This is a genomic window from Roseburia hominis (assembly GCA_040702975.1).
Classification (GTDB): domain Bacteria; phylum Bacillota; class Clostridia; order Lachnospirales; family Lachnospiraceae; genus Allocoprococcus; species Allocoprococcus hominis_A.
Genome location: CP159990.1, coordinates 2,720,784 through 2,746,351 on the forward strand (window position 1 = coordinate 2,720,784; position 25,568 = coordinate 2,746,351).

The window sequence follows — 25,568 nt, forward strand, 5'->3', positions numbered from 1 at the left end:
CTAAAACTCCTTTATTTTCTTCTGTATGGACAATCCTGTTTCCCACAGGCTTCACAGCCCTTAATATGGCAATTCTCCTTCGTGGTACTGATACCGATCAAAGCCGTGACCGATTTGGTCGGGGTCAGCATATAGCTGTCCGTCATAGTCAGCCCGATCTTCTTCGCGGTATCCAGCATGCGAAGGATATCTTCCTGATGGTGAATATCAAAATCGCCATATCCCGGGCTGAACCGGGGACGCAGATATTTTCCTTCTTTTGCCAGCACTTCACCGATTTCTTTCTGAATCTGGTCGCAGTATTCCTCTAAAAATGCAGCGGCACACGCCTGCAGCACCACCGCTCTTGCCATCTCAGTGAGCGAATAACGACGGATCAGAACGTCCACCGCCGGGCCTAATGTGGCACCGAATATGACGACTTCACGGCACCCCAGCAGATTCCGCGTAAGGCTGCGGCTTTCTGCCACCATCGTTCCGATTTGGAGACGTCCTGCGTCCTCTTTTTCAGGCTGATGCGCACCCGTCTCCCTGCGGCAAACTTCCAGATCAAAAATGCGATAGACCGAACGCGCTACGGCGCATCCATCCAGCTCCCGGAAGGAGTCGGCGATCAGCGCCAGAACGTTCTCATCCACCGCACTTCTCCCATAACCCAGGTAGCGGATTGCTTCTCGTGTCCTTAAATCAGTCATGATCCTACCTTCTTTATTATTTCACGATCTCTGACAAATTCCGCATGATCGCAGAGGCAACTTCCGGTTTATTCATAGAGTAAATATGGATATTCTGAATTCCATTTGCGATCAGGTCAATGATCTGGTCTGTCGCATAGGCGACGCCTGCCTGCGTCATGGCCGCCGGATTATCTCCGAAACGATCTACGATATCGAGGAAACGCCGGGGCAGGGCCGTACCGGATAAAGCGCAGATTCTCTCAATCTGCTTGCCGCTCGTCACCGGCATGATTCCCGGAAGGACCGGAACCACGATTCCCTTCTCCCGAATCCGATACAGGAAATTATATAAAATAGAGTTGTCAAAAAACATCTGTGTCGTGAGGAAATCCACTCCGCAGTCCACCTTCTCTTTCAGATGCAGGATGTCCTCGTCCTTGTGCTCCGACTCCACATGCCCCTCCGGATAGCAAGCCGCACCGATGCAGAAATCACCTTGCGCCTTGATATCCTGTATCAGCTCTGACGCATGCCGGTACTGGTCCGGAAGCGGAAACTGGGCATCTTTAGGGATATCGCCTCGCAGCGCGAGAATATTCTCGATTCCATTCTCCTTTAACTGCCCGATGACTGCTGCTACCTCCTCTTTGGTAGAAGACGCACAGGTGAGATGCGCAAGACTTGGAACTCCTAAGTCGTTCTGAATATGCGACGCGATCTTAACCGTATTCTTACTCGTACCGCCGCCGGCCCCGTAGGTCACGCTGATGTAGGACGGCTTTAGCTTGGCAATCTGCTCCGTTGCCTCGAGTACAGATGCATAACCGGCATCCGTCTTCGGCGGAAAGATCTCAAATGAAATATGTACTCCCTCTTCTCTTATTCTGTCAATAATCCGCATAATTCTGCTCCTTCTCTTATGTTATCTTATTGCCGGGCTAACGGTCCACCGAACCTTCACTTAAGTACGCCTGGCAATCAACATAAATCTCCTTTGTACGTTATATGCACGGCAGTCCGCCGGCCCTTCACTTAAGTATGCCTGGTAATATATTACGCGGCATACACTGCTCTTTCAAGCAGTGTACACCGCGCATCCTCGCATGTTCCTTAACATTCACGATGTATAAGAATAAGTATAATCCAATTCCTACTATCCCGCTATACAAAGTATTTACAAAATCTTACATGCTTTCATACAATTCTTCGTACAATTTTGCGGAATTCTTCCAGGAGAAATCCTGCTGCATGCCGCGTTCGACAATCTTGTTCCAATCGCGTTTCTTGTCATAGTAGATCTGCTCCGCATAGCGAATCGTGTTCAGCATCTCATGTGCATTGTAATTGGTGAAGCTGAATCCGGTTCCGGTCTTCTCATACTCATTGTACGGCTCTACCGTATCTTTCAGTCCGCCGGTCTCACGCACGATCGGTACCGTACCATAGCGCAGACTCATCAGCTGGCTAAGTCCGCATGGTTCAAACAGAGACGGCATCAGGAATGCGTCGCAGGATGCATAAATCTTATGCGACATCGGCTCGGAATAATAAATAAGTGCCGCCACCTTATCCGGATACTTCCATGCAAAATAGCGGAAGCTGTTCTCGTACTGTTCTTCTCCTGTACCAAGTACAACAAGCTGTACTGCGTCCTGACACAGTTCATCCATCACATAATTCACAAGATCGAAGCCCTTCTGGTCTGTCAGACGGGAAACAACGCCGATCATCATCTTCTTCGGATCTTTTTCAAGTCCCAACTCTTCCTGAAGCGCGATCTTGTTCTTCACTTTCTCTTTTCGGAAATTCTCTACAGAATAAGTTCTCACAATATGCGGATCGGTCGCCGGGTTAAAGTCTTCGTAGTCGATACCATTTACGATACCGGACAGGCAGTTCGATCTGGCGTTCATAAGGCCGTCAAGTCTCTCTCCATAGAACGGAGTCTTGATCTCTTCCGCATAGCTTGCGCTAACGGTCGTTACACGGTCTGAGTATACAATACCGCCTTTCAGGAAGTTCGCATCTTTATATGCTTCCAGCTTATCCGGTACAAAATAGTATTCCGGAAGTCCTGTAATATCTTTTATGGTCTTCTTATCCCAAACGCCCTGGAACTTCAGGTTATGTATCGTAAATACCGTCTTAATCCCGCGGAAGAATTCATTCCCGTAACGGAAGTTATCCAAAAATACCGGAACGAGTCCTGTCTGCCAGTCATGGCAGTGGATAATATCCGGACGGAAATCCAGAAGCGGCAGAGAACTCAGCGCTGCTTTGGAGAAGAATGCAAATTTCTCGATATCATATGCAATATCACCATACGGTTTTGATCCGTTGAAATAATACTCGTTATCTACGAAATAGAATGTGATTCCTTCATGCTCCAGTTCCAGAATCCCTACATACTGCTGTCTCCAGTTAAGATCCATGTAAAAATGCAGCTTATAGCTGAGCTTATCCTTCCACTCATCCTTCATGCACATGTATTTCGGCAGCATAACGCGCACGTCATACTTCTTACGGTCAAAATACTTCGGCAGGGAACCTGCTACGTCCGCAAGCCCTCCCGTCTTTATAAACGGCACTGCCTCTGATGTTACAAATAAAATCTTTTTCATGATACGGCCCTCCTTGCACATTCATGGCTTTCTCATAATTATACAGCATAAATTGCATTTTGAAAAGAATTATCTGCGTTTTGTCCGTAATCTGATCGTATCGGCCACAAGTGCTATAAATTCTGAATTGGTCGGTTTCCCTTTTCCGTTGCTTACCGTGTAACCAAAAAGCTGTTCCAGCGTATCCAGTTTTCCTCTGCTCCATGCCACCTCAATCGCATGGCGGATCGCGCGCTCCACTCTGCTGGACGTGGTCTGATGTTTTTTGGCTACCGTGGGATAAAGCACCTTCGTAATCGCATTCAGCACGTCCATATCGTCAATGGCCATCAGGATCGCATCCCGCAGATAGTGATATCCTTTGATATGCGCCGGAATCCCGATCTCATGAATCATCTCTGTCACCATGTGTTCCAGGTCTTCTTTTGTTTCCGCCTCCTCATTCATGCTCACCGGTTCCTCGGCCCGCGGCACCGGAGCCTTCGTTCTTCCAATGCTTCGGATTCTCTGCAGCACTGTCTCATTGTTAAATGGTTTTAGTATATAATAAGCTGCTCCCTTTGCAAATGCATCTTCCGTGATTCTCTCCTGTCCGATTGCCGTGACCACAATAAATTCCGGCTGTTTTCTCATCGTTTTATCCGCATGTACTCTCTCCATCACACTAAGCCCGTCCATCTTCGGCATAATCAGATCCAAAAGGACCACATCCGGCTTGGCGTCGCGGATAATATGACACATATCTTCTCCATTCTTCGCTTTTCCAACCAGCTTTAAGTCCTTTTCATTTGCAATGATTTCGCTCAGCAGTTCCAGCATTCGTTCGTTATCGTCGGCAATCGCTACGTTAAGTTGCTCCATAAGCTATACCCTCCTTCATCCAGCCTGCATTCCCGAGTTGTCACGGGCAACATTATAGGCTCTGCAAAATTGTGGATTCAAGGTAACGGTATCGTAACAATTTGACAGCATTTTAGTTCTGATTATTCGACAAGATTCTCCAGCATATTTCCGATAAAAATGCCGTAGCCTTTTGTCGAATCCTGTACAAAAACGTGTGTGACGGCGCCGGCAAGTTTTCCGTCCTGAAGAATCGGGCTCCCGCTCATTCCCTGCACGATCCCCCCGGTTAACGCAAGCAGGTCCGGGTCCGTTACCCGAATCTCGATCCCCTTGTTAACCTCTCTCGGACTTAAGTCAACTTTTGTTATTTCAATTTCATACTCTTCTACCTCCCCGCTGACTGCACAGCGTATGGCAGCTTTTCCTGTGTGTACCTCCTCTCCTTTGGCCGCGGGAACTGCATCCTGGTTTTGAAATACCCGGTCCACCCGGTCTATTTTTCCAAATATGCCACAGTCCGTATTTTTAGAAATACTTCCCAGAACGTTATAGTGATTGTAAACGATAATTCCTTCCATACCGCCCGGATTTCCGCTCTTGCCTTTTTTAATATTCTGGATACTGGTCTCATACAGGGTTCCCTCGGACATTTCCAGCAGATTCCCGGTATCCGTATCGTGGATTCCGTGTCCCAGCGCACCAAAGCGGCTGTTCGCATTTAAAAATGTAACCGTCCCAAGCCCCTGCACATTGTCCCTGACCCAAATCCCCAGCTTGTATGAACCATTCTCATCTCTGGCCGGCCATACTTTAACATCAATATACTCTTCATTTCTTCTCAGGTGCAGAATCACCGTCTTTTTCGACAGATTTTGTACTACTTCGATAAGTTCCTTTTTGTTCTCCACCTTCTCATCATCGACGCCGACAATATAATCTCCATCCTTCACAAGATGCCGGGACGGCGCCCGTCTTTCGCCGCCCGCACTTTCTATCTCTTCGGTTCCCAGAACCATCACACCGTCCGTTTCCATGTAGATTCCAACCGGCATTCCCCCCGGAATCAAAAGAGCGCCGGACGATGTGGCAGCATTTACCTCCTGCTCCAGAGCCTCTTTTTTCAGTTCCAGGAAACAATACCCTCCGCCCAGTGTGATTGTAAGCACTAACAAAATAATAAGCATACGTCTGTACCACCTGACTGCCATAGTATCTCCCCTTTCCCCGTCTAATCAAAAGAAAAAGACAGGAATTCAATTCCTGTCTAGTATGTGAAGATTTCGATTATTTTAAACCGGATGCCAGAATTTTCATTTCTTTCGCATTTTCCAGTACCTTATCGGTAATCTGCGCTCCACCCAATATTCTCGCCAGCTCTCTCACTGAAGCTTCCTCGTCCAGTTTTCGTATGCTGGTCGTCGTTTTTTCTGATTCCGCATGTTTTTCAATCGCAAAATGTGCATCCGCCATCGCTGCGATTTGCGCCAGATGCGTGATGCAGATGACCTGATGACGCTTTCCGATCACTCCCATTTTTTCGGAGACCTTCTGGGCTGTCCGTCCGCTGATTCCCACATCGATCTCATCAAAAATCAGCGTCTCAATCTCATCCTTATCCGCCAGCACCGCTTTGATAGCCAGCATGATCCTGGAAAGTTCTCCGCCGGATGCCACCTCAGCAAGAGGCTTAAGCGGCTGGCCGGGGTTCAGGGAGATCATGAATTCCACCTCATCCGTCCCTTCCGGGGTATATCCCTTCGTGTCTGCGAAAGCGATATCAAACTGTACGTCCAAAAAGTTCAGGTCCATAAGCGCCGCTTTGATCTGCTCTGCCAGCGTTCGGGCGCGTTCTTTCCGCATTCTACTGAGGACGGCGCATTTTTCTGCAAGCTGCCTTTCTGAATCGCGCAGCCTCTTTTTCAGTCCTTCCAGATATTGGTCATAATCCTTCAAGACCTGCAATCTTTGTTCCTTTTGGTCGAGATATGTCAAAATATCTTCGACAGAATTTCCATATTTCGCCTTTAATCGATTTATTTCATTCAGCCGCGTCTCTACTTCATAGAACGTTTCCGGTGAAAAAGAGAAGGAATCCGTGTAATCACGCAGCTCCCGTCCCACATCGCTAAGCAGGCTTTCCACCTCAAGGAGCTGTCCATAGAGTTCGCCTGCTCTTTCATCCAGTCTCTGAATCTCTGCAACCGACCGAACCGCACGCCCCACCGCCTCGGCCGCACTTGCATTTTCCTCCCCTGCAAGATACGCGTAGGCTTCTTCCAGATTCTCCACCATCTGTTTCCCGTTTGTCATTTTACGGTAAGTTTCTTCGATCTCTTCCTCCTCCGCGACGGAAAGTCCGGCGTTTTGAATCTCCTGAATCTCAAATTCCAGAAAATCCATCTCCTTCTGGCGCTCACATTCATCGGTATCCGCTTCTTCCAGTTCCTTTTTATCCGCACGATAAATGCGGTATGCTTCCTTTACTTCCTCACGGATTCGGGCAGCTTCCTGTGCAAATGCGTCCAGGATCGTCAGATGATTCTTCTTGTAGAGCAGGGATTGATGCTCATGCTGTCCGTGAATGTCGATCAGCACCTGTGCCGCCGCTCTCAGCCTTGACGCCGTCACCGTCTCGCCGTTAATGCGGGCCGTACTTCTTCCCTCCATCAACCGTCTGCTGATGATAACCTGCCCATCTTCCGGAAAAATATCCATTGTTTCCAGTTTTTTTCTGGTTTGCTCGCTCTTTACCTCGAAAGTCAGCTCCACAAGACCGCTTTTTTCTCCCTTTCGCAGCAAATCCGCTGTGTACCGCCCTCCCAGGGCAAGGTTCACACTTCCCAGCACGATGGATTTTCCCGCTCCGGTCTCGCCTGTCAGTATATTCAGTCCTTCCGAAAAATCTACTTCCGCCTCATCAATCAGCGCAAGATTTTTTACATGTAAATTCAGTAACATGCTTCCTCCTGCTATTCACCCAATAGCTTCTTCATCTTCTCTATCAAAAGAATCGTATCATCCACAGTACGCACCGCACACATAATGGTATCATCTCCGGCGATGCAGCCCACGATTTCTTCCCACTGCATGGCGTCCAGAGCTGCGGCCACAGCCATAGCCATACCGGAGACCGTCTTGATCACCAGAATATTCTGCGCCATATCCATGGATATAAAACCGTCTTTTAAAATACGGATATATTTTTCCTCCGGTACATTCTTCTCATTTTGAAGCACCGCGTACTTTTGTCTCCCATTTTCAGCAGGTACCTTCGTCAGCTTCAGATCCCGGATGTCCCTGGATACCGTCGCCTGCGTCACCTTGAAGCCTGCCTCCACCAGCCTTTGGGCCAGCTCTTCCTGCGTCTCAATCTGGTACTGATGGATCAACTCTACAATTTTTGCGTGTCGGTTGCCTTTCATCTCTAATTTCCTTTCATCTTTTCACGCAAGGTCTCCAGGAAGCTGATCTTGCTGAGTTTAATGATCTTTGCCGTATCGCGCGATTTCTTGACGCGTACTCTGTCTCCGGTGCGAATCGTGGTAATGTCTGTTCCGTCAAACGTGATAGCCGCTTCCTCCGGCGTCCCGTCTCTCCTTGAACCGATCTCGATTTCGATCTCATCCTGATCCGAAAAAACAATACTGCTGGAGTTCAGTGCGTGAGAACAGATCGGCGTAACCAGAATAAGGGAAGCCGTCGGCTCCACGATCGGTCCCCCCGCCGACAGATTGTACGCCGTAGATCCGGTCGGGGTCGAGATGACCACGCCGTCCGCCTGGTAGGAATTCAAGTATTCTCCATTGACATACAGATTGAAATGTAGGATCTTGAGGGACCCATTCCGCCCCACCACAATATCATTCAGCGCCACATCGCTGGTACCGCCTGCTACAGAACCATACAGCATCATTCTTTCTTCCACGGCGTATCTTCCCTCTATGAGCTGTTCGATCGCACTCTCCACGTTCTGCACTTCCACCTCAGTCAGATACCCCAGCGTCCCCATGTTGATACCAAGCATCGGCACGTCCATTCCCAACAGCTTCCGGGAAGCCTGAATAAAGGTTCCGTCTCCGCCGAGCACCAGCGCGCAATCCATATGTCCGGGCACCTCCCCGCCCTCATACAAAAAACACTTTTTTCCATGCGCTTCCAGACAGGTGATGATCCTGTCCGTAATCGCATAGTCCGTATCCTTCATACTATTTGTAATAATATAAAAATAATTCATCTTGTCCTAGTTCCTTTGCTGCAATCCTATTTTGCCAGTGTCTCAAAAGCGGCATCCGCCACCTTTGACGCACTTACCTCTTCCGCAAGAGCTGCCGAGCCCGTCACACATTTTTTCAAATGTACCAGATATTCGATATTTCCTTCCGGGCCTTTGATCGGCGAAAATTCCAGTGCTTTTACGGAAAAACCAATCGAGAGCGCGTAGTTTATCACCTTTTCGATCACCTCGATATGCGTACTCTTTTCCCACACCACGCCTTTTTTCCCGACCTTCTCTCTTCCCGCTTCGAACTGCGGCTTGATGAGCGCCACCACTTCTCCTTCATCCTTCAGATAATTCCGGATAGGCAACAGCACCTTGGTCAGCGAAATAAAGGACACGTCTATGGAAGAGAAATCGATCGGTTCGCCCAGATCCTCCGGCGTCACATAACGGATATTCGTTTTCTCCATACACACCACACGCTCGTCCTGACGCAGCTTCCAGTCAAGCTGGCCGCGCCCCACATCGATGGCAAACACTTTTCTTGCGCCGTTCTGCAGCATACAATCCGTAAAACCGCCGGTGGAGGAACCCACATCCGTACACACCTTCTGATCGACCGTCAGGTCAAAATTACGGATCGCTTTCTCCAGCTTCAAGCCGCCGCGGCTCACATAGGGAAGCGCATGTCCCCTGACTTCGATCTGCACCGTATCCTCAAAAGCCGTCCCTGCTTTATCCTCTCTCTGACCGTCCACAAATACATTTCCGGACATGATGATTGCCTTCGCCTTTTCCCTTGACGCGGCCAGATTTCTTTTTACCAGTAATACATCTAACCTTTCTTTCATCTTCTATTCCTTCTTTTCCCCAGCTTCTATACATTTGCGGGAAAGATATTCCGTTACGACGCGGGTCGTGATCGAATCCGCATCCAGCATCACTTCCCGGCGAAGCGCCTCCACGCTGCCATGTTCAATATAATCGTCCGGGAGCGCCATATTCAGCACCCGGCAGGACAGACATTTCTTTTCTGCGATCTCCCGGACCTTCTCGCCAAATCCGCCGCTAAGTACGTTCTCCTCCAGGGTGACTATAAGCCGGTGATCCCGCGCGAGACGAAGAAGCATCCCTTCGTCCACCGGCTTTACGAACCGTGCATTGACCAGGGTACAGTTATACCCGATCTCTTTTAGATTTTCTCTGACCTTAACACCGGTCTCAAACATATGACCCACCGTTAAAAGGGCGATTCCCTCCTCGTCAAAGATGACTTCACTCTTCCCGTACTCGACAGACGCCCTGAACTCTTTGAACCCGTCATAGGCCGTTCCCCTCGGATAGCGGACGGCAACCGGAGAGCCCAATCTTACCGCGAACCGCAGCATATCGGCAAATTCCCATTTATTTTTCGGTGACATGACCGTCATGTTCGGAATCATGGACAAATAGGACAGATCGAACACACCCTGGTGCGTCTCTCCGTCGGCACCCACAAGCCCGGCCCTGTCAATGGCAAATACGACCGGCAGCTTCTGAAGACAGACATCATGGATCACCTGATCGAACCCTCTTTGCAGGAACGAGGAATATACTGCAAATACCGGGTGCATTCCCGCCGCCGCAAGTCCGGCTGCAAAGGTCACGCCATGTCCTTCCGCGATTCCCACATCAAAGAACCTCTCCGGGTATACCGCATGGAAGGCGGAAAGTCCCGTTCCGTCCTCCATCGCCGCCGTGATCGCCGTCAGCTTCTCGTCCTTCTTTCCGAGATCCAGCATCACTTTGGAAAATACTTTCGTCCAGGAATCCTTTCCGTCTCCGCCCACCGGCTCGCCTGTTGCAATGTCGTAGGGCCCGGTTCCGTGGAACTTTGCCGGATTGTTCTCTGCGGGGTAATACCCCTTTCCTTTTGTGGTCAGCACATGGAGAAGCACCGGGCCGTGCACACGTTTTGCCTCTTTGAACGCCCGGTTCAGTGCCTTTAGATTATGCCCGTCCACAGGGCCTAAATATTTGATCCCCATGTCTTCAAAGAACATACCCGGCACAAACAACTGCTTGATACTGCTCTTGGTCCGCCGCAGGTGTCTGACCATCTTCTCTCCGCCCAGCGGGATACTGCCCACTGCCAGCTCCACAGCATTTTTCAGATCGGCGTAGGCCTGCGCCGTGCGCAGCCCGTCCAGATACCGCGACATGCCGCCTACATTTCTGGAAATCGACATATTGTTATCATTCAGTACAATAATAAAATTGGTTTTCAAGGTCGCCGCATTGTTCAGCGCCTCATAAGCCATTCCTCCGGTCAGGGAGCCGTCTCCGATCACAGAGACCACATAATAATCGTCCTTCAAAATGTCTCTTGCGCGCACATATCCCAGCCCCGCCGAGATCGACGTGGAACTGTGTCCGGTGTCAAAGGCATCGCAGTCGCTCTCCTTGCGCTTCGGAAATCCGCTCATTCCCCCGTATTTGCGAAGTCTCTCGAAGCCCTCCCGGCGCCCTGTCAAAAGTTTGTGTGTGTAGGACTGATGCCCCACATCCCAGATCATCTTATCCTCCGGTAGTGTAAAGCTTAGGTGCATCGCCATCGTCAGCTCCACCACGCCCAGATTGGAGGCCAGATGCCCCCCTGTCCGACTGATCTTCTCTATCAAAAAATTACGGATCTCCTCCGCCAGATCATCCAGTTCATCTTCATCTAAAAATTTAATATCATTTGCTTTCTGAATCTGTTCCAGATACATATCTGCACCTCTTTATCCCCAAAATCCAAAGACACTTGATACCCCTTCCAATAAAGAATCTTGCTCCGCAGGATTCTCCGCCTTCGGTCGTCACTTTATTTTCTTCTGTGAATCAATTCCCGGATCAGTTCCGTAAGGAATGGATTCTCTCCGGGGAGATCCATCAGCAGCATGAGCGCCTCCTTTGAGAGCTTCTCCACGTCCTTCGCCGCTTCCTCCAGGCCTTTCAGTGTCACATAGGTCGTTTTCTCATTCTTTTCATCACTGTGAACCGGTTTTCCCAGTTCCTCGGTGGTACTGGTCACATCAAGAATATCATCCTGAATCTGGAACGCGATTCCCACATCGGAAGCGATCTTCTCCACCTTACGCACATCCTCTTCCCGGGCGCCCGCAAGTACAGCTCCGACCATCATCGCACATTCGATCAAAGCCCCGGTCTTCAGTTCATAGATAAAATCCAGCATTTTCTGATCAAGACCTGTTCCGCAGGAAGCTACATCCACGACCTGACCGCCGATCATTCCAAAAATGCCCGCCTTTTGGGCCAGGATCTTAAGCGCCGCGCTTATCCTTTGGCCCTCCTTTGGTTCGATCTCAAAAGCCTTAACTGCCGTCTCAAACGCATAGTTAAGGAGCGCGTCTCCCGCCAGAATGCCCATGGCCTCTCCATACACCACGTGCGTCGTTTTTCTGCCGCGGCGGTATTCATCGTTATCCATAGCCGGAAGATCGTCATGCACCAGCGAATAGGTATGAATCATTTCCACCGCCGCCATAAACGGCTCCACGACTCGTCCTTCCCCGCCGAATAAGCGAAAGGTCTCGCGCATCAGCATCGGCCGCAGACGTTTTCCGCCTGCCATCACGCTGTACTCCATCGCCTCCATGATCTCTTTCTGATATCCCTCCGGTTTTGGTAAGTATTCTTTCAGGATTTCTTCTATATTCTGTACCTTCTTCTGCTGTTCTTCTTTAAAATTCATGCGTCTCTCCATTCTCCTCCAGGATCAAAACCTGTTTTTCCACCGCGTCGATCTTCTCGCTGCATTTCTTCAGCATTTCCATTCCTGCCTGATAGAGCCGGAAGGATTCTTCCAGGGAGGTATCCCCCTGCTCCAGTTTCTCCACTACATCATCCAAACCTACAAAAAGGCTCTCCAGACTCTCCTGGTCCTTTGCCTCTTCCCGGGCCCTAACTTTTTCTTCCATACTCTGTCTCCTTTCCTGCCAGGGTATTCTAAACAGACTGCCCTTCCAGGCTTCCTTTCGTCTGCCGCGTTTCCTTCACCTCGGCTATGATCTTGCCGTCTCTTACATAAATTTCAAGTGTATCTTCTTTTTGCACATGGCTGATACTGCTTATATTCCTGCCTTGTTGATCCTGTACATAAGAAAATCCCTGATTCAGCTTTGCGAGCGGAGACAATCCCCGCATTCTTTCTATATAAATAGCAAGCCGATGCCTGTTATCTTCTATCTTTCTATCCATGAGCAGCGAAAGAATCTTTTTGCACTCCTCCTGCTCCTTTTTCTTAAGCTCCAGTTTCTGATCCATCAACTGGGGAAGCCGTTCCTCATAATCGGCCAGCCTTTGGCGATACTCTCTGAGTTTTCCCGAAGGGCTTAAATACGAAAGTTTATCGCGATATTTTTCAAACCGCAGTCTGGAAAAACGAAGCCGTGCATCCATACTGCGCTCCATGCGGTCGGCGTATCCCCGAAGGAGGGAGGCCACTTCCCGGTATTCATATACTGCAAGCTCTGCCGCCGCGGACGGCGTCGGTGCGCGCAGATCCGCCACATAGTCTACGATCGTCGTGTCGGTCTCATGTCCCACGGCGGATATGATCGGAACGGTCGAGTCAAACACGGCTCTTGCCACCGCTTCCTCGTTAAAAGCCCAAAGGTCCTCAATAGAACCGCCGCCTCGTCCCACAATCATCACATCCACGCCCTTTGCTTCCAACGCACGGATGCCGCGGACGATGCTGGCCGCCGCTCCCTCGCCCTGGACCAGAGCCGGATATAAAATAATCTGCACAAAAGGATTTCTCCTGCGCGTAATATTGATAATATCGCGGATCGCAGCTCCGGTAGGCGCCGTGACCACTCCGACCGTTCTTACATAAGCCGGAATCTGTTTTTTATATTCCGGGGCAAACATGCCCATTTCTTCCAGCTCTGCCTTCAGCATCTGAAACTTCTCATACAGAAGTCCGGCCCCGTAGGGGCGGATTTCCTTCGCGTAGAGCTGGTATTTTCCGTCCCTTTCGTAGACGCTGATACTTCCCAGCACGATCACCTGCTGGCCTTCCCGCATACGAAAAGAAAGCCCGCCGCGCTGCCCGGCAAACATAACACAGGCAATCGTTCCGGACTCATCTTTCAAAGAAAAATATATATGTCCCGAAGTGTGATACTTACAATTTGACACTTCGCCTTTTACATAGATTCGATTCAGCATAAAGTCCTGCGCAAACATGTTCTTCACATACGCATTGACCTGCCTTACGGTATATACATTCTGCATCTGCTCTCCTGCCCGGGTGTGGGAACTACACCATCTTTCCCAGAATTCCATTCACAAAAGCCGGACCGCTGTCACCGGAGAATTTCTTCGCAAGCTCCACCGCTTCATTGATGGCAACCTTAACCGGGACATCGTCGTCCCATTTCACCTCGTACACGGCAAGCCGGAGAATGGACAGATCCACCTTATTCATACGGCTGACCTTCCAGCCCTCTGCGTGCTCTGCGATCATCGCGTCGATCTCTTCGATCTTCGCTGCCACAGCCTTCGCCTTGTTCAGAATATAGTTCCTGTCCGTATCCTTAATCTCGTCAAGCTGTTCCAGATAAAGCTCCATCTGCTCCTCGATCTCGCCTTTCTCACTGAACGCCGTGCCGAAAATGATCTTAAAAATGTGTTCTCTAAGTTCGCTTCTTCCCATAATCCTACTTCCTGCGTCTAGTCTTCTTCAGGCATATCCACGCCGGCAACACGGATATTCACGTCCGCAACGGTAAGCCCGGTCATATTCTCAATGGCTGCCTTTACTTTTTCCTGTACTTTTATTGTGGTATCCTTGATGCTCTCCCCGTATTTTAAGTTGAGTGCCAGAGATACGGTAACAATCCCTTCCAGCACATCTACCTTGACACCTTTTGAAAGGCTCTTCATGCCTAATTTGCTGATCAGTTCTCTGGTAGCATTGCCTGCCATGGAGGACACACCATCCACTTCCATTGCCGCAAGCCCTGCAATGATCGCAACGACCTCATCTGCGATCTGTACCTCGCCTAAGTTCTCATCAGTTGCGATTTTATATGTGTTTCTTTCTTCCTTACTCATGATTTCTTCCTCCTTTTTGTTTGGACCTGCCGTCCGCACATTCCTATGAGTATTGTAGCATACTTCTTTTGAGATGGAAAGGAAATAATTCGTTTTGTAAAAAGCCGGAGCAGTTCGATCCCTTACTGTTTTAACGCCCGAACTCACTTAGCCTTAAGCCTTCATTTCGCTCCAGGACCATACGAATACTCCAACTGTTCACGAACAGAAGCAGCGGACGTCCCTTCAGATCTTTGATCTTCTTCATATCAGACGTACCTTTTAGCTTGTCCATGTCGATCTCTTCATTTTCGATCCAGCGGATATGCTCATAGGGCAGGTTGTCCAGCCGGATCTCTACATTATATTCATTCTCCAGACGGTATTTCAGAACGTCAAACTGCAGAACGCCCACCACGCCCACGATAATCTCTTCCATTCCGGTATTGAACTCCTGGAAGATCTGAATCGCACCTTCCTGGGCGATCTGATTGATTCCCTTAATGAACTGTTTCCGCTTCATCGTATCCACCTGACGCACCCTGGCAAAATGCTCCGGCGCAAAGGTGGGAATCCCTTCGTAGGCAAATTTTACCGGTGAGTTCGTGAGGGTGTCTCCAATGGAGAAAATACCCGGGTCAAACACGCCGATAATGTCACCGCCGTACGCCTTATCGATTATCTTCCGCTCGCTCGCCATAAGCTGCTGCGGCTGGGAGAGGCGCACCTTCTTTCCGCCCTGAATATGGAACACGTCCATCCCCGCGTCAAATTCACCGGAACAGATCCGCATAAACGCGATCCTGTCCCGATGTGCCTTGTTCATGTTTGCCTGAATCTTAAAGACAAAGGCAGAGAAATCCTTCTCCTTCATCGGATCAATGAGCCCCTGATCCGACATTCTCGGAAGAGGCGAGGTCGTCATCGCGAGGAAATGCTGAAGGAAGGTCTCCACGCCGAAGTTGGTCAGAGCCGAGCCGAAAAATACCGGTGACAGCTCTCCCTTGCTAACCAGTTCCTGATCGAACTCGGCACTTGCGCCGTCCAGAAGCTCGACTTCTTCCTGAAGCTTTTCATACTGCTCTTCGCTTACGATCTGCCTTGCCATGTCGCTGTCGATGGGAGCCTTCTTCACCTCTCCCACCGCAGTTCCTTTCCTGGTATCAGAGAAAATCTCAAGTTCGCTGGTATTCCGGTCATACACGCCGCGAAACGCCTTACCGGAACCGATCGGCCAGTTGATCGGGCAGGTTGCGATGCCCAGCTCCTTCTCAATATCGTCCAGCAGCTCGAACGTATCCATCGCTTCCCTGTCCATCTTATTAATAAACGTAAAAATAGGAATATGGCGCATGACACAGACCTTGAAAAGTTTCCTGGTCTGCGCCTCCACGCCTTTCGATCCGTCAATGACCATGACAGCCGAATCGGCCGCCATCAAAGTACGGTAGGTATCCTCCGAGAAATCCTGATGTCCCGGAGTATCCAGAATATTGATACAGTATCCGCCATACTCGAACTGCAGCACCGACGAGGTGACGGAAATACCTCTCTCCTTCTCGATCTCCATCCAGTCAGAGACCGCATGCTTTGCCGTCGCTTTCCCTTTGACCGAACCTGCCTGGTTGATCGCGCCTCCGTAAAGCAGAAATTTCTCGGTAAGCGTCGTCTTTCCGGCATCCGGATGGGAAATGATCGCAAATGTTCTTCGTTTTTTTATTTCATTCGTAAAATCTGCCATATTCTTTAGATTCCTTTTCTATCTTTCTTTTATCTTAGTTGCCAAGCATACCTAAGTGAACGTCCGGCGGACGTTCATCTCGGTATTCTCAACAATATTTAAGTTTAACATAGCTTATAGGTATCCTGCAAATGTTTTTAGAAATATTTTCCTCTTTATTTTGCTTCTTCTTCGGTATCGGCCTTCTCTCCTGTATGTATCGGCATGATCACGATATTGGAAGCGTCCACCCCCGCCTTCCTGGTCACGATATCCTCAATCTGCGCTCTCCTTGCGTCGGACAGATCTGCGCTGTTCACCACGACATCCGCCCCCTCTTCGCTTAAACTTACCACCGCCTCCGTGAATCCTTTGCTCGCCAGCATCGTTTCAATGGCGACCTCCTTTTCGGCCATTTCTGTCATTGCTACCATCTGGGCAATAGCGTCGCTTTTCTGCTGTTCACTGATATTCTCATCATCTATGATCGCCTGCAGGGTCTCTTTATTTTTCGCCCGCACCTGCTCGCGGCTCACCTTTGCCTGCGCCACAACTCCGCTTGCCTGACTGCTGGTAAGAACGGCCTCGCCCGGAGTTCCTTCCACTTCCCCGTCAAGGCTTGCGATATCCTGATCTGCTCCGGCTACATCCTCATCAGAAATGTCAAGAAGCTCTTTTCCCGCCAGTTCGGAGCTGGTCTCCTCCGTCCCTTTTTTATCCCCGAAAATCTTTCCCGAGTAATTCAGGTAGCCCGCCACTGCAATCATCACTGCCAGCGCTGCAATAATAATCTGGTTTTTCTTTAAAATTCGTTTCAACGTCCTTCCTCCTGGTTCACATATTTTTAATTGCTCTTCATTACTTTAATCTTATGCGTGTCTACCCCAAATAATGCCTGAACTGCCTCCGTGATATTTTCCACCACCACAGGGTCGTCTCCTCCTTCCGCTACCACCAGCACTCCCTCGATCTTGGGCGAGAGCTGTTTGCTCACATAGGGCGTCTCTTCTCCTGTTCCCCCTGTATATACGGAAGTTTCTGAGGAGGTACTTCTTTTAGAAGTGTCTGTACTTTCCCTCTCTTTTATACTTTCGCTGGTCATTTCGCGATCCTTTTCCACCACATTTTCCGCAGAAGATGACAGCGTGATCATGACAGAATTCTTTCCCACACCTCTCACCTTGGCAAGTGTCTGTTCCAGCCGGGTTTCCAGCTGTTGCTCATAGGAATCCTCCTGCCACTGTCCCTCCAGAGCCAATCTCTCCTCCCCCTCTTCTTTTGTCCCCTCCTCCTTCCTTTCCGAAGTGGGAAGGGCGATCACCACCAGAAGTACGCCTACAAGGAGAAGAATCAGCCAGGAATTCTTCCGTCCTTTGATCTCCCTCCATATCTGCTTCCCATTCCATTTTTCTTCCATCCCGGACTCCCTCCTTACTCCTGAAACGGATTTTCCATATTTTCAATGTACGCGGCGGCTTCCTCCATTTCCCTCTGCAAACGCATATCCTCCGCCTCCTTGTACACCTTTTGAAACTGTGTGCCTGCCCCGAACATGCTGCAAAGCGGGGCCGCCAGAAGAATGACCAGGATCAGGCCGCAGAAGAACCGGATATATTTCTCGTAGCCGCCGCTCGGGATCACATGCATGATTGCGGTGACAAGAATCATATAAAACGCCAGGTTTTGCAGCCATTCATATAGATATTCAAACATAACATTCCTCCTCTAGCGCGCTGCGGCAGCCGCCACCGCGATCGTGATCAGGAACAGAACTCCCGTTGTGAAAACGACCTGTAAAAGCATCTGGCACCCTACCCCGACGCTGTTCACCAGTTCCACGATCCTTTTGTCCGAAATCGGCTGGATTAAAGCTGCCATCCCCCGATATAACAACGTCAGGATTCCCATATTGAGAATTGGGATCAGACAGATTCCCACCACCAGGACGGCGCCTGCCACTCCGATTCCACTTTTCAGCATCACGGCGGTTCCAAGGATAATCTCTGTCACGCCGCTGATGGCGTCCCCCACTCCCGGAATCATCTCCGCCCCTTTGGTGAGCGTACTGCGTTTTACCGCATCTACTGCAGGTCCGATCAGCCCGCGCAGGAAGCCAAGTCCTGTCACAACCGCCAGGAGAGTCTTAAGGCTCCACCCGATCAGGGTCTGCACCAGCTCCGCCAGCTTCGTCAAATACGCCTCCTCCGAAAGGAAATTGATGACCTCAAGCATCAGGTAAACATGGATCAGCGGCAGCAAAAAGTGAAGAATGAACAGTTCCACCAGATAGATCAAAAGCAAGGTAATCTGGTAGAATGAAATCGCGCTCACGCTCCCCACCGCAATGGCCATGGCAAGAAAGTATACCGGGGAAAGCACCTGCATGAAGCCGGTGAGCTGCCCAAGTTCTCTGTCACTTCCTGGACTGTGGCCTTAAATCCCTGGAGACACGTCACAACGAGCAACATATATACAATGTAAAATCCGATCTGTGCCACCTGGCCGCTTCCAAATATGGAAGAAAAATTCGAGAAAACTGCTGCCGCGATCACCAGTAACAACAGGGAGATCATGGCAGATTTATTCGCCTTCAGCACATAGAACATCGCATCGGAAACATATCCAGCCACCATCTCCTTCGGCAGCGTTTCTTCGCCATTTAACAGTGCATCTAAAAGATCCTCGAAGGTAATCCGCTCCTTTGGAAATACTTCTTTGACCGCCCGGTCCAGTTCGCCAAAGTCCAGTTCGCCCAGAATCATTTCTTCCGCCTGCTCCTGTACTTCTGCGGCTTCCTCCTGTTCTGTCTCAACCGTTTCCTTTGCCTCCTTATCCGTTTCTTCCACCCGCTCTTGTTTCTCCTCGACTTCCTCCTTTGCCGTCTGATCCGTTTCCTCTGCCTGAACCTGGTACATGCAACTGCCTATACATCTCCCTCCACAGACGGCCAGAGCCGTCAGAAGAAACACCGCCAGCCATTTTTTTCGCTTTCCGTTCACCCCTCGTCACCTCCCTTCGAACTTCGCTCATCTCTTCACCCGCAACTCTCACTTTTTTACTTTAAAAAATCCTGTATCGTTATCAAGAGCGCCTGAAAAACCGGCATACCCAGCGCGAGGATCGTAAGTTTCGCGAAAATCTCGATCTGCCCGGCGATAGTCTGGTACCCCGCATCCTTGCAGATGTCCGCGGCAAATACCGCAATATAGGTGACTCCCAGCATTTTCAGCATCACGGCAAGATACGCTTGCTCCAAGTGAAGCGTTTTCCCGATCAGGCTTACCGTCTCCAGAATGATTCCCAGCTTCCCGCTCATGGCGAAAAACAGAACCAGGCTGACGGCGATCCCCAGGTACACGCCATATTCACTTTTTGCCGATTTTAATTGCAGGGCAAGCAGCGCCCCCACAATCCCTATTCCCGCTATTTGTAAAATTGTCATTTTTCCCTCCACCTTCTGCCGCTTCGCTTATCCCTTCGCGCATTCCTTTTTCCGCCCGGTTCTGCTTCTTTTTGCATCCCACCGTCATTTCGCACTTTTCTGACTCTTTTCCCTGCCTTAAGTCATGGTCTCAAAGGGCAAACAGTCTCCGTATATTTTCGAACAGTTCATAAATGTAGGGTATGATCCAAAAAAGCACCAGAAGAAGTCCTGCGAAACTGGTCAGAAATGCCTGTTCTTCTCTTCCACTATGCTTCAGCACCTGACTTAGAACTGACACCAGTATCCCGACAGCCGCAATTTTAAATATCAGATTTACACTCATACGCTCCTCCCGCTCATATCAGTAAAATCACAAGAAATGCTCCGCCCATCACGCCCAGATACGCGAAAAGTTTCCTCTTTTGTTCCAGCACCTCCCGCATGGCTGCCTCTCTTCCCTGCATCTGATTCCCGTACCAGTCGAGCGCCATCTCCTGCATCCGTATATCCAGATACCTCATCTGGCCGCCCAGCCGAAGAAGCTCGTCCCATTCGCTCTTTGGCAGCGAAATCCCTCTTAGTTTTTCGCGCGTGACCCGCTCCCATATCTGCTGGAAGTTCTCCTTCCCACAACCTTTTAACTCCTCCGAAAGAACATACAGCCATTCCCTGTATGGATTTTTTAGCCGGCCTCCCACACGCCTGAACACATCGGGAAGCGGCGCCTTCATATAGGTGATTTCTCCCCGAAGCTGCCAGATAATTCTTTCGATCGCGCTCATTTCCTCCACCTGTCTCTTATATTCCAGCCCTTTTGCAAGCCCATACCCGGAAGACGCCGTCAGGATCGCAAGGCAGCCGATTATTTTTAAGAACATATCTGTCTCCCCCGTTCGTCATATATTCCCCGGATCTTTCCGGGACCTCCCCCGCCTCCCAGAAGAACGTACCTTTCAAAATAATGCCCCTTAGCAAGTTCCTTCAAAAACGGTTTTTCCCTGATTTCTTCAAGAGAATCCCCGTGTGCGGTAGCCAGTATGATAACCCCGCAGTGCATGGCACAGGTAACGGCCTCCACATCCCGCTGTGAGCCAATCTCATCTACCGCAAGCACCTGCGGGGACATGGAGCGGATCATCAGCATCATCCCCTCCGCTTTGGGGCAGTTATCCAGGATATCGGTCCTTAAGCCAAGCTGATTCTGCGGCACTCCCTGGTAGCAGCCGCCAAGCTCCGACCTCTCATCTACCACGCCCACATTTTTCCCCTCTATGTAACGGTTCCCATCTGAAATCTGCCTGATCATATCCCGAAGAAGCGTCGTTTTCCCGCACCCCGGCGGGGAGATGATCAAAGTATGACAAATCCTTCCATCTTGAAGAATCCCGGGAAATACCGGGTCTGCGCAGCCCAGAATCTCATGACAGACTCTGATATTTACGGAAGAAATATATTGAAAATTGCGGACCTTTCCCTCCTCCGGTATGATTTTCCCCGCCACGCCGACCCGGTGTCCTCCCTCCACGGTGATAAATCCCTGGCGCAGCTCGTGTTCGTATGCATATAAGGAATATTCCGCAAAATGCTCCAGCGTATCCCTCAATTCCTCTTTCGTCACTCTATGCGGAAGCAGGACCTCCTTCCCTCCCTCGCATACGATAAGAGGCCTGTCTTCCCGCAAACGGATCTCCTGTACCTTGTCCGGGAGAATCCCACCATGTTCCAGCCGCTGCCTGATCGCCTGCGGAAGCATATCCATCATTTGTCGTCTCTTCTTATTAACCATTTTGTCCACCTCTTTAGACAATATATGGGACAGGAAGGCGATTTATTCTAAAAAAAGAACTCCTGCTACAACAGCCTGAGCCGTCATACAGAAGTTCTTGTCCATATTTTCTTATCTAAAACCAAATGCGTTCAAAATTCCAATCCGCTAAAACCACATCGACAACTGGAAGTTAAAAACCTTTTATTAACCTACTCATTTCTTTCATGGCGCGAACTACTGCACGTAATACTTAATAAGCGCCTGGGTCCCCAGATCTCCCATACCTTCCGCCTCCAGCTCTTCATAATTTGCCAGAACCAGACTTAAGACCTCAAGACTCAAGTTGCTCATATTTGCCTCGATCAGCGCCAGACGCATGTCCTTGATAAAATGCTTCATAAAGAATCCCGGCGCATAGTCTTTTGCGAGGATCTTCGGCCCAAAGGTATCAAGCTGTTTGCTCCCCGCGGCGCCGGTAGAAACAGATTTAAGCAGCGTCTCCATATTAAGTCCTTTGGCCTTGCCATAAGCAAGCGCCTCGCACACTCCACTTAAAGTTCCTGCGATCATGATCTGGTTCGCCAGCTTCGCGTGCTGTCCGCAGCCGGCTTTCCCCTGGTAATTGATGTTCGTTCCCATCGCCTCAAAAAGTGGCATACACGCCTCATAGTCTTCCTTTTCCCCGCCGACCAGGATTGAGAGTGTGCCCGCCTTCGCTCCGGTATCTCCGCCGGTCACAGGGGCGTCCAATACGTGAAATCCCTTCTTTACGCCTTCTCTTGCGATCTTCTCGGCAAGCTGCGGGCTGGTGGTCGTCATATCGATCAAATAAGCGCCATCTGCAGCCGTCTCCAGGATTCCGCCCTCATCAAAGTAGATTTCCTCCACATCCTGCGGGAAACCTACGATCGTGATCACCGCCTCGCAGTCCGAGACACAGCTTCCGATGCTCTCGTGGAAAATCGCGCCTTCCTGGGTCACATCTTCCACCTTGGCTTTATTTCGCGCATAAATATGTAACTCATAGCCAGCCTTCATTAAATTGCGGACCATGGATTTTCCCATGATACCAACGCCGATAAATCCTATTTTTTTCATAAAGTCCTCCTTACATCTGGTGCCGTACAACGGCATATTCATCATCACTTGAATAATAAGGGCAATCGTGGTATGTTCCTGTCACGAACCGGTATAATTCGTCCTGGTCTAATTCCATCTGACAGACATAACACTCATACTCCTCGTCATATTCATAATGACCACAAGACTCGCATTTTCCGCTCATCTACGCACTTCCTCTCTTACAAATCAGCTTCCAAAAAGAGCCTCCCATACCATCATACGGGAGACTCTTATATATTTCAATACTTTCTTTTCTATTCCGCAACGTCCTTGATGCTGAAGCTAAGGCGTCCCATCTTGTCCTTGCCAAGGCAGACTACCTTCACATGATCTCCCAGAGTCAGCACGTCCTCCACATGGTTGATCCTGCGCTTTGCGATCTTGGAAATGTGAACCATCCCTTCCTTGCCCGGTGCAAATTCAATGAACGCACCAAACTCTTTGATGCTGACAACGTCGCCTTCCAGAACCATACCAGCCTCAAACTCGGTAACGATGATCTGGATCAGGCGTCTTGCCTCTTCCATACTCTCTGCCTCTACGCCGCAGATGGAAACATTTCCGTCATCGGTAATATCGATCTTCACGCCGGTCTTCTCGATGATCGCGTTGATGGTCTTTCCTCTCTGTCCGACTACATCGCCGATCTTTGCCGGATCAATGCTCATCTGAATGATCTTCGGCGCATATTTGCCAACTTCCGGTCTCGGCTCTGCGATTGCTTTGCTCATGACCTCGTCCATAATGTAGAGTCTTGCTTTTCTGGTACGTGCGATTGCTTCCTCGATGATCGGTCTCGTCAGTCCGTGAATCTTAATATCCATCTGGATTGCCGTGATTCCCTTATGGGTTCCGGCTACCTTGAAGTCCATATCTCCAAAGAAATCTTCCAGGCCCTGGATATCGGTCAGCACCAGATAATCGTCGTCGGTCTCGCCCGTAACAAGACCACAGGAAATACCTGCCACTGCGGACTTGATCGGTACACCTGCAGCCATCAGTGACATAGAAGATGCACATACGCTGGCCTGTGAGGTGGAACCGTTGGACTCAAAGGTCTCAGATACGGTACGGATTGCATACGGGAACTCTGTCTCAGACGGAAGCACCGGAACAAGTGCTCTCTCTGCCAATGCGCCATGTCCGATCTCACGGCGTCCCGGGCCTCTTGAAGGTCTGGTCTCACCTACGGAATATGACGGGAAATTGTAATGGTGCATATATCTCTTGGAGGTCTCCGCCTCATCAAGTCCGTCCACTCTCTGTGCCTCTGATAACGGAGCCAGGGTGGTAACCGTACAGATCTGGGTCTGTCCACGGGTGAACATAGCAGAACCATGTACTCTCGGAAGCAGATCGACTTCCGCTGCCAGCGGACGAATCTCTTCGATCTGCCTGCCATCCGGTCTCTTGTGATCTTTGAGGATCATCTTGCGGACTACCTTCTTCTGATACTGGTAAACAGCCTCACCTAACTTAGCGAGCCATTCTTCGTTATCTGCGAAAGCCTCCTCCATCTTCGCAGTCACCTGACGGATATTCTCCTCACGCGTCTGCTTGTCATCGGTAAATACCGCTACTTCCATCTCTTCCGGAGTCACAACCTGCTTCATAGCCTCGAACAGTTCTTCCGGTACTGCAAAGCTGACATAATCATGTTTCGGCTTGCCGCACTCCGCAACAATCGTCTCAATGAATGCGATCACCTTCTGGTTCACTTCGTGTGCCGCAAAAATAGCCTCGATCATCTTGTCCTCCGGCACTTCATTGGCGCCGGCCTCGATCATGATGACCTTCTCCTTTGTGGAAGCTACCGTAAGAGCAAGGTCAGATTTGCTGCGCTGTTCTGCGGTCGGGTTAAATACAAGCTCTCCGTCCACCAGGCCTACCTGTGTGGAGGCTGTCGGTCCGTCGAACGGGATATCGGAAATCGCAGTAGCGATGGCGGAGCCAAGCATAGCGGTCAGCTCCGGTGCACAATCCTGATCTACAGAAAGCACCAGGTTCTCCAGGGTCACATCATTTCTGTAATCCTTCGGGAACAGCGGTCTCATCGGGCGATCGATGACACGGCAGGTAAGAACCGCATTCTCAGATGCCTTTCCCTCTCTTTTGTTAAATCCTCCCGGGATCTTTCCTACTGCATAAAGTTTCTCGTTATATTCTACGCTGAGCGGGAAGAAATCGATTCCCTCTCTCGGCTTGTCCGATGCGGTCGCTGTAGATAATACCACCGTATCGCCATAATGCATGAGCGCTGCTCCATTCGCCTGCTTGGCCACTCTTCCAACGTCCACGCGAAGAGTCCTTCCGGCAAGCTCCATCTCATATGTCTTATACATATTGTTCTCCTTTTCCTACATGTTATTAAGACGGGCAGCTCTTATTCCGAAACTACTGAAAAATGTATTTGGTCATATCCGCTGTTAAAAGCAAATACACTTTTCAGTGGTCTCGGACAATGCACACTGCCACAATCTAAATAATTATACCATAATACGGAAACGCTTGCAAGACAGAAAAATTCACACGCAACAACAAAATACTTGCAGTACAGAGAAACAATTGCTCCTGACATCGCAATACTTGCAAAACCAAAAAATAATTATGTCCGACAACGCAATGCTTGCGAAACTAAAAAATAACTATGCCTGAAAACATATAAAAAGGCAGCCCCTTCCCAGGACTGCCCTTCGCAAAAAATAAATTACTTTCTCAGACCTAATCTCTCGATCAGTGAACGATATCTCTCGATGTCATTCTTCTTAAGGTAAGCAAGAAGACCTCTTCTCTGTCCTACCATCTTCAGAAGACCTCTTCTGGAGTGATGATCCTTCGGGTTAGCCTTGAAGTGATCGGTCAGGTCGTTGATTCTTGCGGTCAGGATCGCTACCTGCACCTCCGGAGATCCTGTATCGCCAGGTGTTCTTCCGTAATCCTTAATAATCTGTTCTTTCATTTCCTTTGTAATCATGATTCATTACCTCCTGTAAACTTATAAATGCCAGGTATTAAGCAGCGGTTGGAGACTCCGTCTGCCGAACACCGGTTATCACAACTTCTTAAATATATCACGCCTATCTTCGTCTG

Annotated in this window: 27 protein-coding genes and 1 pseudogene; all 28 read right to left on the reverse strand. The window is 49.7% G+C overall.

What is annotated here, in order from left to right; all coding sequences use genetic code 11:
- Nucleotides 1–11: 11 nt before the first annotated feature.
- The 28 genes and pseudogenes from ABXS75_12590 to rpsO all read right to left on the reverse strand — a co-directional run bounded on the left by ABXS75_12590 (nt 12) and on the right by rpsO (nt 25,452).
- Nucleotides 12–695, reverse strand: coding sequence for a vitamin B12 dependent-methionine synthase activation domain-containing protein (locus ABXS75_12590; protein XCP83905.1), 684 nt, complete (start codon nt 693–695; stop codon nt 12–14).
- 16 nt (nt 696–711) lie between these two features.
- Nucleotides 712–1,578, reverse strand: coding sequence for a methylenetetrahydrofolate reductase [NAD(P)H] (metF, locus tag ABXS75_12595; protein XCP83906.1), 867 nt, complete (start codon nt 1,576–1,578; stop codon nt 712–714).
- Between the two features lie 283 nt (nt 1,579–1,861).
- Complete coding sequence (gene glgA / locus ABXS75_12600) at nt 1,862–3,298, reverse strand: glycogen synthase GlgA (protein ID XCP83907.1); 1,437 nt, start codon at nt 3,296–3,298, stop codon at nt 1,862–1,864.
- Between the two features lie 69 nt (nt 3,299–3,367).
- Entirely contained in the window at nt 3,368–4,159 is a 792-nt protein-coding gene (spo0A, locus tag ABXS75_12605) for a sporulation transcription factor Spo0A (protein ID XCP83908.1), read from the reverse strand.
- 122 nt (nt 4,160–4,281) lie between these two features.
- A complete protein-coding gene (spoIVB, locus tag ABXS75_12610; protein ID XCP83909.1) occupies nt 4,282–5,349 on the reverse strand; it encodes a SpoIVB peptidase in 1,068 nt (355 codons plus the stop codon).
- A gap of 76 nt (nt 5,350–5,425) precedes the next feature.
- Nucleotides 5,426–7,099: a DNA repair protein RecN gene (gene recN, locus ABXS75_12615; GenBank protein XCP83910.1), complete on the reverse strand. Its 1,674-nt coding sequence runs from the start codon at nt 7,097–7,099 to the stop codon at nt 5,426–5,428.
- Nucleotides 7,100–7,110: 11 nt separating this feature from the next.
- Nucleotides 7,111–7,563: an arginine repressor gene (argR, locus tag ABXS75_12620; GenBank protein ID XCP83911.1), complete on the reverse strand. Its 453-nt coding sequence runs from the start codon at nt 7,561–7,563 to the stop codon at nt 7,111–7,113.
- Between the two features lie 2 nt (nt 7,564–7,565).
- Complete coding sequence (locus ABXS75_12625; protein XCP83912.1) at nt 7,566–8,375, reverse strand: NAD(+)/NADH kinase; 810 nt, start codon at nt 8,373–8,375, stop codon at nt 7,566–7,568.
- 26 nt (nt 8,376–8,401) lie between these two features.
- Nucleotides 8,402–9,211 carry a TlyA family RNA methyltransferase gene (locus ABXS75_12630; GenBank protein XCP83913.1) on the reverse strand — a complete coding sequence of 270 codons (810 nt, stop codon included), beginning with the start codon at nt 9,209–9,211 and terminating at the stop codon, nt 8,402–8,404.
- 3 nt (nt 9,212–9,214) lie between these two features.
- Nucleotides 9,215–11,110 carry a 1-deoxy-D-xylulose-5-phosphate synthase gene (gene dxs / locus ABXS75_12635; GenBank protein XCP83914.1) on the reverse strand — a complete coding sequence of 632 codons (1,896 nt, stop codon included), beginning with the start codon at nt 11,108–11,110 and terminating at the stop codon, nt 9,215–9,217.
- Nucleotides 11,111–11,205: 95 nt separating this feature from the next.
- On the reverse strand, nt 11,206–12,096 hold the full coding sequence (locus ABXS75_12640) for a polyprenyl synthetase family protein (GenBank protein XCP83915.1): 891 nt from the start codon (nt 12,094–12,096) through the stop codon (nt 11,206–11,208).
- Nucleotides 12,086–12,322 carry an exodeoxyribonuclease VII small subunit gene (gene xseB, locus ABXS75_12645; GenBank protein XCP83916.1) on the reverse strand — a complete coding sequence of 79 codons (237 nt, stop codon included), beginning with the start codon at nt 12,320–12,322 and terminating at the stop codon, nt 12,086–12,088. Before xseB ends, ABXS75_12640 begins: the two co-directional genes overlap by 11 nt.
- Nucleotides 12,323–12,350: 28 nt before the next feature.
- Nucleotides 12,351–13,643: an exodeoxyribonuclease VII large subunit gene (gene xseA, locus ABXS75_12650; GenBank protein ID XCP83917.1), complete on the reverse strand. Its 1,293-nt coding sequence runs from the start codon at nt 13,641–13,643 to the stop codon at nt 12,351–12,353.
- Between the two features lie 25 nt (nt 13,644–13,668).
- Nucleotides 13,669–14,064 (reverse strand): transcription antitermination factor NusB, encoded by a 396-nt coding sequence (gene nusB / locus ABXS75_12655; protein ID XCP83918.1) that lies wholly within the window; start codon nt 14,062–14,064, stop codon nt 13,669–13,671.
- Between the two features lie 17 nt (nt 14,065–14,081).
- On the reverse strand, nt 14,082–14,465 hold the full coding sequence (locus ABXS75_12660) for an Asp23/Gls24 family envelope stress response protein (GenBank protein XCP83919.1): 384 nt from the start codon (nt 14,463–14,465) through the stop codon (nt 14,082–14,084).
- 130 nt (nt 14,466–14,595) lie between these two features.
- Nucleotides 14,596–16,185, reverse strand: a complete 1,590-nt coding sequence (locus ABXS75_12665; protein XCP83920.1) for a peptide chain release factor 3 — start codon at nt 16,183–16,185, stop codon at nt 14,596–14,598.
- A 155-nt stretch (nt 16,186–16,340) separates the two neighbouring features.
- On the reverse strand, nt 16,341–16,982 hold the full coding sequence (locus ABXS75_12670) for a SpoIIIAH-like family protein (protein ID XCP83921.1): 642 nt from the start codon (nt 16,980–16,982) through the stop codon (nt 16,341–16,343).
- A 26-nt stretch (nt 16,983–17,008) separates the two neighbouring features.
- Nucleotides 17,009–17,581, reverse strand: a complete 573-nt coding sequence (locus ABXS75_12675; protein XCP83922.1) for a stage III sporulation protein AG — start codon at nt 17,579–17,581, stop codon at nt 17,009–17,011.
- 14 nt (nt 17,582–17,595) lie between these two features.
- A complete protein-coding gene (locus ABXS75_12680) occupies nt 17,596–17,877 on the reverse strand; it encodes a stage III sporulation protein AF (GenBank protein XCP83923.1) in 282 nt (93 codons plus the stop codon).
- Nucleotides 17,878–17,889: 12 nt separating this feature from the next.
- Nucleotides 17,890–19,079, reverse strand: a pseudogene (locus tag ABXS75_12685) (stage III sporulation protein AE).
- Between the two features lie 140 nt (nt 19,080–19,219).
- Nucleotides 19,220–19,606, reverse strand: a complete 387-nt coding sequence (locus ABXS75_12690) for a SpoIIIAC/SpoIIIAD family protein (GenBank protein ID XCP83924.1) — start codon at nt 19,604–19,606, stop codon at nt 19,220–19,222.
- Nucleotides 19,607–19,736: 130 nt separating this feature from the next.
- On the reverse strand, nt 19,737–19,931 hold the full coding sequence (gene spoIIIAC, locus ABXS75_12695; protein XCP83925.1) for a stage III sporulation protein AC: 195 nt from the start codon (nt 19,929–19,931) through the stop codon (nt 19,737–19,739).
- A 13-nt stretch (nt 19,932–19,944) separates the two neighbouring features.
- On the reverse strand, nt 19,945–20,466 hold the full coding sequence (locus ABXS75_12700; protein XCP83926.1) for a stage III sporulation protein AB: 522 nt from the start codon (nt 20,464–20,466) through the stop codon (nt 19,945–19,947).
- Nucleotides 20,457–21,374: a stage III sporulation protein AA gene (gene spoIIIAA, locus ABXS75_12705; protein XCP83927.1), complete on the reverse strand. Its 918-nt coding sequence runs from the start codon at nt 21,372–21,374 to the stop codon at nt 20,457–20,459. The genes ABXS75_12700 and spoIIIAA overlap by 10 nt, the downstream gene beginning before the upstream one ends.
- Nucleotides 21,375–21,590: 216 nt before the next feature.
- Nucleotides 21,591–22,454, reverse strand: coding sequence for an NAD(P)-dependent oxidoreductase (locus ABXS75_12710; GenBank protein ID XCP83928.1), 864 nt, complete (start codon nt 22,452–22,454; stop codon nt 21,591–21,593).
- A 10-nt stretch (nt 22,455–22,464) separates the two neighbouring features.
- A complete protein-coding gene (locus ABXS75_12715) occupies nt 22,465–22,641 on the reverse strand; it encodes a DUF6472 family protein (GenBank protein XCP83929.1) in 177 nt (58 codons plus the stop codon).
- A gap of 91 nt (nt 22,642–22,732) precedes the next feature.
- On the reverse strand, nt 22,733–24,820 hold the full coding sequence (locus tag ABXS75_12720; GenBank protein ID XCP83930.1) for a polyribonucleotide nucleotidyltransferase: 2,088 nt from the start codon (nt 24,818–24,820) through the stop codon (nt 22,733–22,735).
- A 365-nt stretch (nt 24,821–25,185) separates the two neighbouring features.
- Nucleotides 25,186–25,452 (reverse strand): 30S ribosomal protein S15, encoded by a 267-nt coding sequence (gene rpsO, locus ABXS75_12725; protein ID XCP83931.1) that lies wholly within the window; start codon nt 25,450–25,452, stop codon nt 25,186–25,188.
- Nucleotides 25,453–25,568: the final 116 nt, after the last annotated feature.

Bases quoted from the DNA above. Each gene is read 5' to 3' on its own strand.
- ABXS75_12715 (XCP83929.1), bottom strand. From the start codon at position 22,641: ATGAGCGGAAAATGCGAGTCTTGTGGTCATTATGAATATGACGAGGAG.
- ABXS75_12625 (XCP83912.1), bottom strand. From the start codon at position 8,375: ATGAATTATTTTTATATTATTACAAATAGTATGAAGGATACGGACTAT.
- spoIVB (XCP83909.1), bottom strand. From the start codon at position 5,349: ATGGCAGTCAGGTGGTACAGACGTATGCTTATTATTTTGTTAGTGCTT.
- recN (XCP83910.1), bottom strand. From the start codon at position 7,099: ATGTTACTGAATTTACATGTAAAAAATCTTGCGCTGATTGATGAGGCG.
- dxs (XCP83914.1), bottom strand. From the start codon at position 11,110: ATGTATCTGGAACAGATTCAGAAAGCAAATGATATTAAATTTTTAGAT.
- nusB (XCP83918.1), bottom strand. From the start codon at position 14,064: ATGGGAAGAAGCGAACTTAGAGAACACATTTTTAAGATCATTTTCGGC.
- ABXS75_12630 (XCP83913.1), bottom strand. From the start codon at position 9,211: ATGAAAGAAAGGTTAGATGTATTACTGGTAAAAAGAAATCTGGCCGCG.
- spo0A (XCP83908.1), bottom strand. From the start codon at position 4,159: ATGGAGCAACTTAACGTAGCGATTGCCGACGATAACGAACGAATGCTG.
- ABXS75_12590 (XCP83905.1), bottom strand. From the start codon at position 695: ATGACTGATTTAAGGACACGAGAAGCAATCCGCTACCTGGGTTATGGG.
- ABXS75_12690 (XCP83924.1), bottom strand. From the start codon at position 19,606: ATGACAATTTTACAAATAGCGGGAATAGGGATTGTGGGGGCGCTGCTT.
- argR (XCP83911.1), bottom strand. From the start codon at position 7,563: ATGAAAGGCAACCGACACGCAAAAATTGTAGAGTTGATCCATCAGTAC.
- spoIIIAC (XCP83925.1), bottom strand. From the start codon at position 19,931: ATGAGTGTAAATCTGATATTTAAAATTGCGGCTGTCGGGATACTGGTG.
- ABXS75_12710 (XCP83928.1), bottom strand. From the start codon at position 22,454: ATGAAAAAAATAGGATTTATCGGCGTTGGTATCATGGGAAAATCCATG.
- ABXS75_12640 (XCP83915.1), bottom strand. From the start codon at position 12,096: ATGAATTTTAAAGAAGAACAGCAGAAGAAGGTACAGAATATAGAAGAA.
- metF (XCP83906.1), bottom strand. From the start codon at position 1,578: ATGCGGATTATTGACAGAATAAGAGAAGAGGGAGTACATATTTCATTT.
- ABXS75_12700 (XCP83926.1), bottom strand. From the start codon at position 20,466: ATGTTCTTAAAAATAATCGGCTGCCTTGCGATCCTGACGGCGTCTTCC.
- rpsO (XCP83931.1), bottom strand. From the start codon at position 25,452: ATGATTACAAAGGAAATGAAAGAACAGATTATTAAGGATTACGGAAGA.
- ABXS75_12675 (XCP83922.1), bottom strand. From the start codon at position 17,581: ATGGAAGAAAAATGGAATGGGAAGCAGATATGGAGGGAGATCAAAGGA.
- spoIIIAA (XCP83927.1), bottom strand. From the start codon at position 21,374: ATGGTTAATAAGAAGAGACGACAAATGATGGATATGCTTCCGCAGGCG.
- glgA (XCP83907.1), bottom strand. From the start codon at position 3,298: ATGAAAAAGATTTTATTTGTAACATCAGAGGCAGTGCCGTTTATAAAG.
- xseB (XCP83916.1), bottom strand. From the start codon at position 12,322: ATGGAAGAAAAAGTTAGGGCCCGGGAAGAGGCAAAGGACCAGGAGAGT.
- xseA (XCP83917.1), bottom strand. From the start codon at position 13,643: ATGCAGAATGTATATACCGTAAGGCAGGTCAATGCGTATGTGAAGAAC.
- ABXS75_12680 (XCP83923.1), bottom strand. From the start codon at position 17,877: ATGTTTGAATATCTATATGAATGGCTGCAAAACCTGGCGTTTTATATG.
- ABXS75_12665 (XCP83920.1), bottom strand. From the start codon at position 16,185: ATGGCAGATTTTACGAATGAAATAAAAAAACGAAGAACATTTGCGATC.
- ABXS75_12720 (XCP83930.1), bottom strand. From the start codon at position 24,820: ATGTATAAGACATATGAGATGGAGCTTGCCGGAAGGACTCTTCGCGTG.
- ABXS75_12660 (XCP83919.1), bottom strand. From the start codon at position 14,465: ATGAGTAAGGAAGAAAGAAACACATATAAAATCGCAACTGATGAGAAC.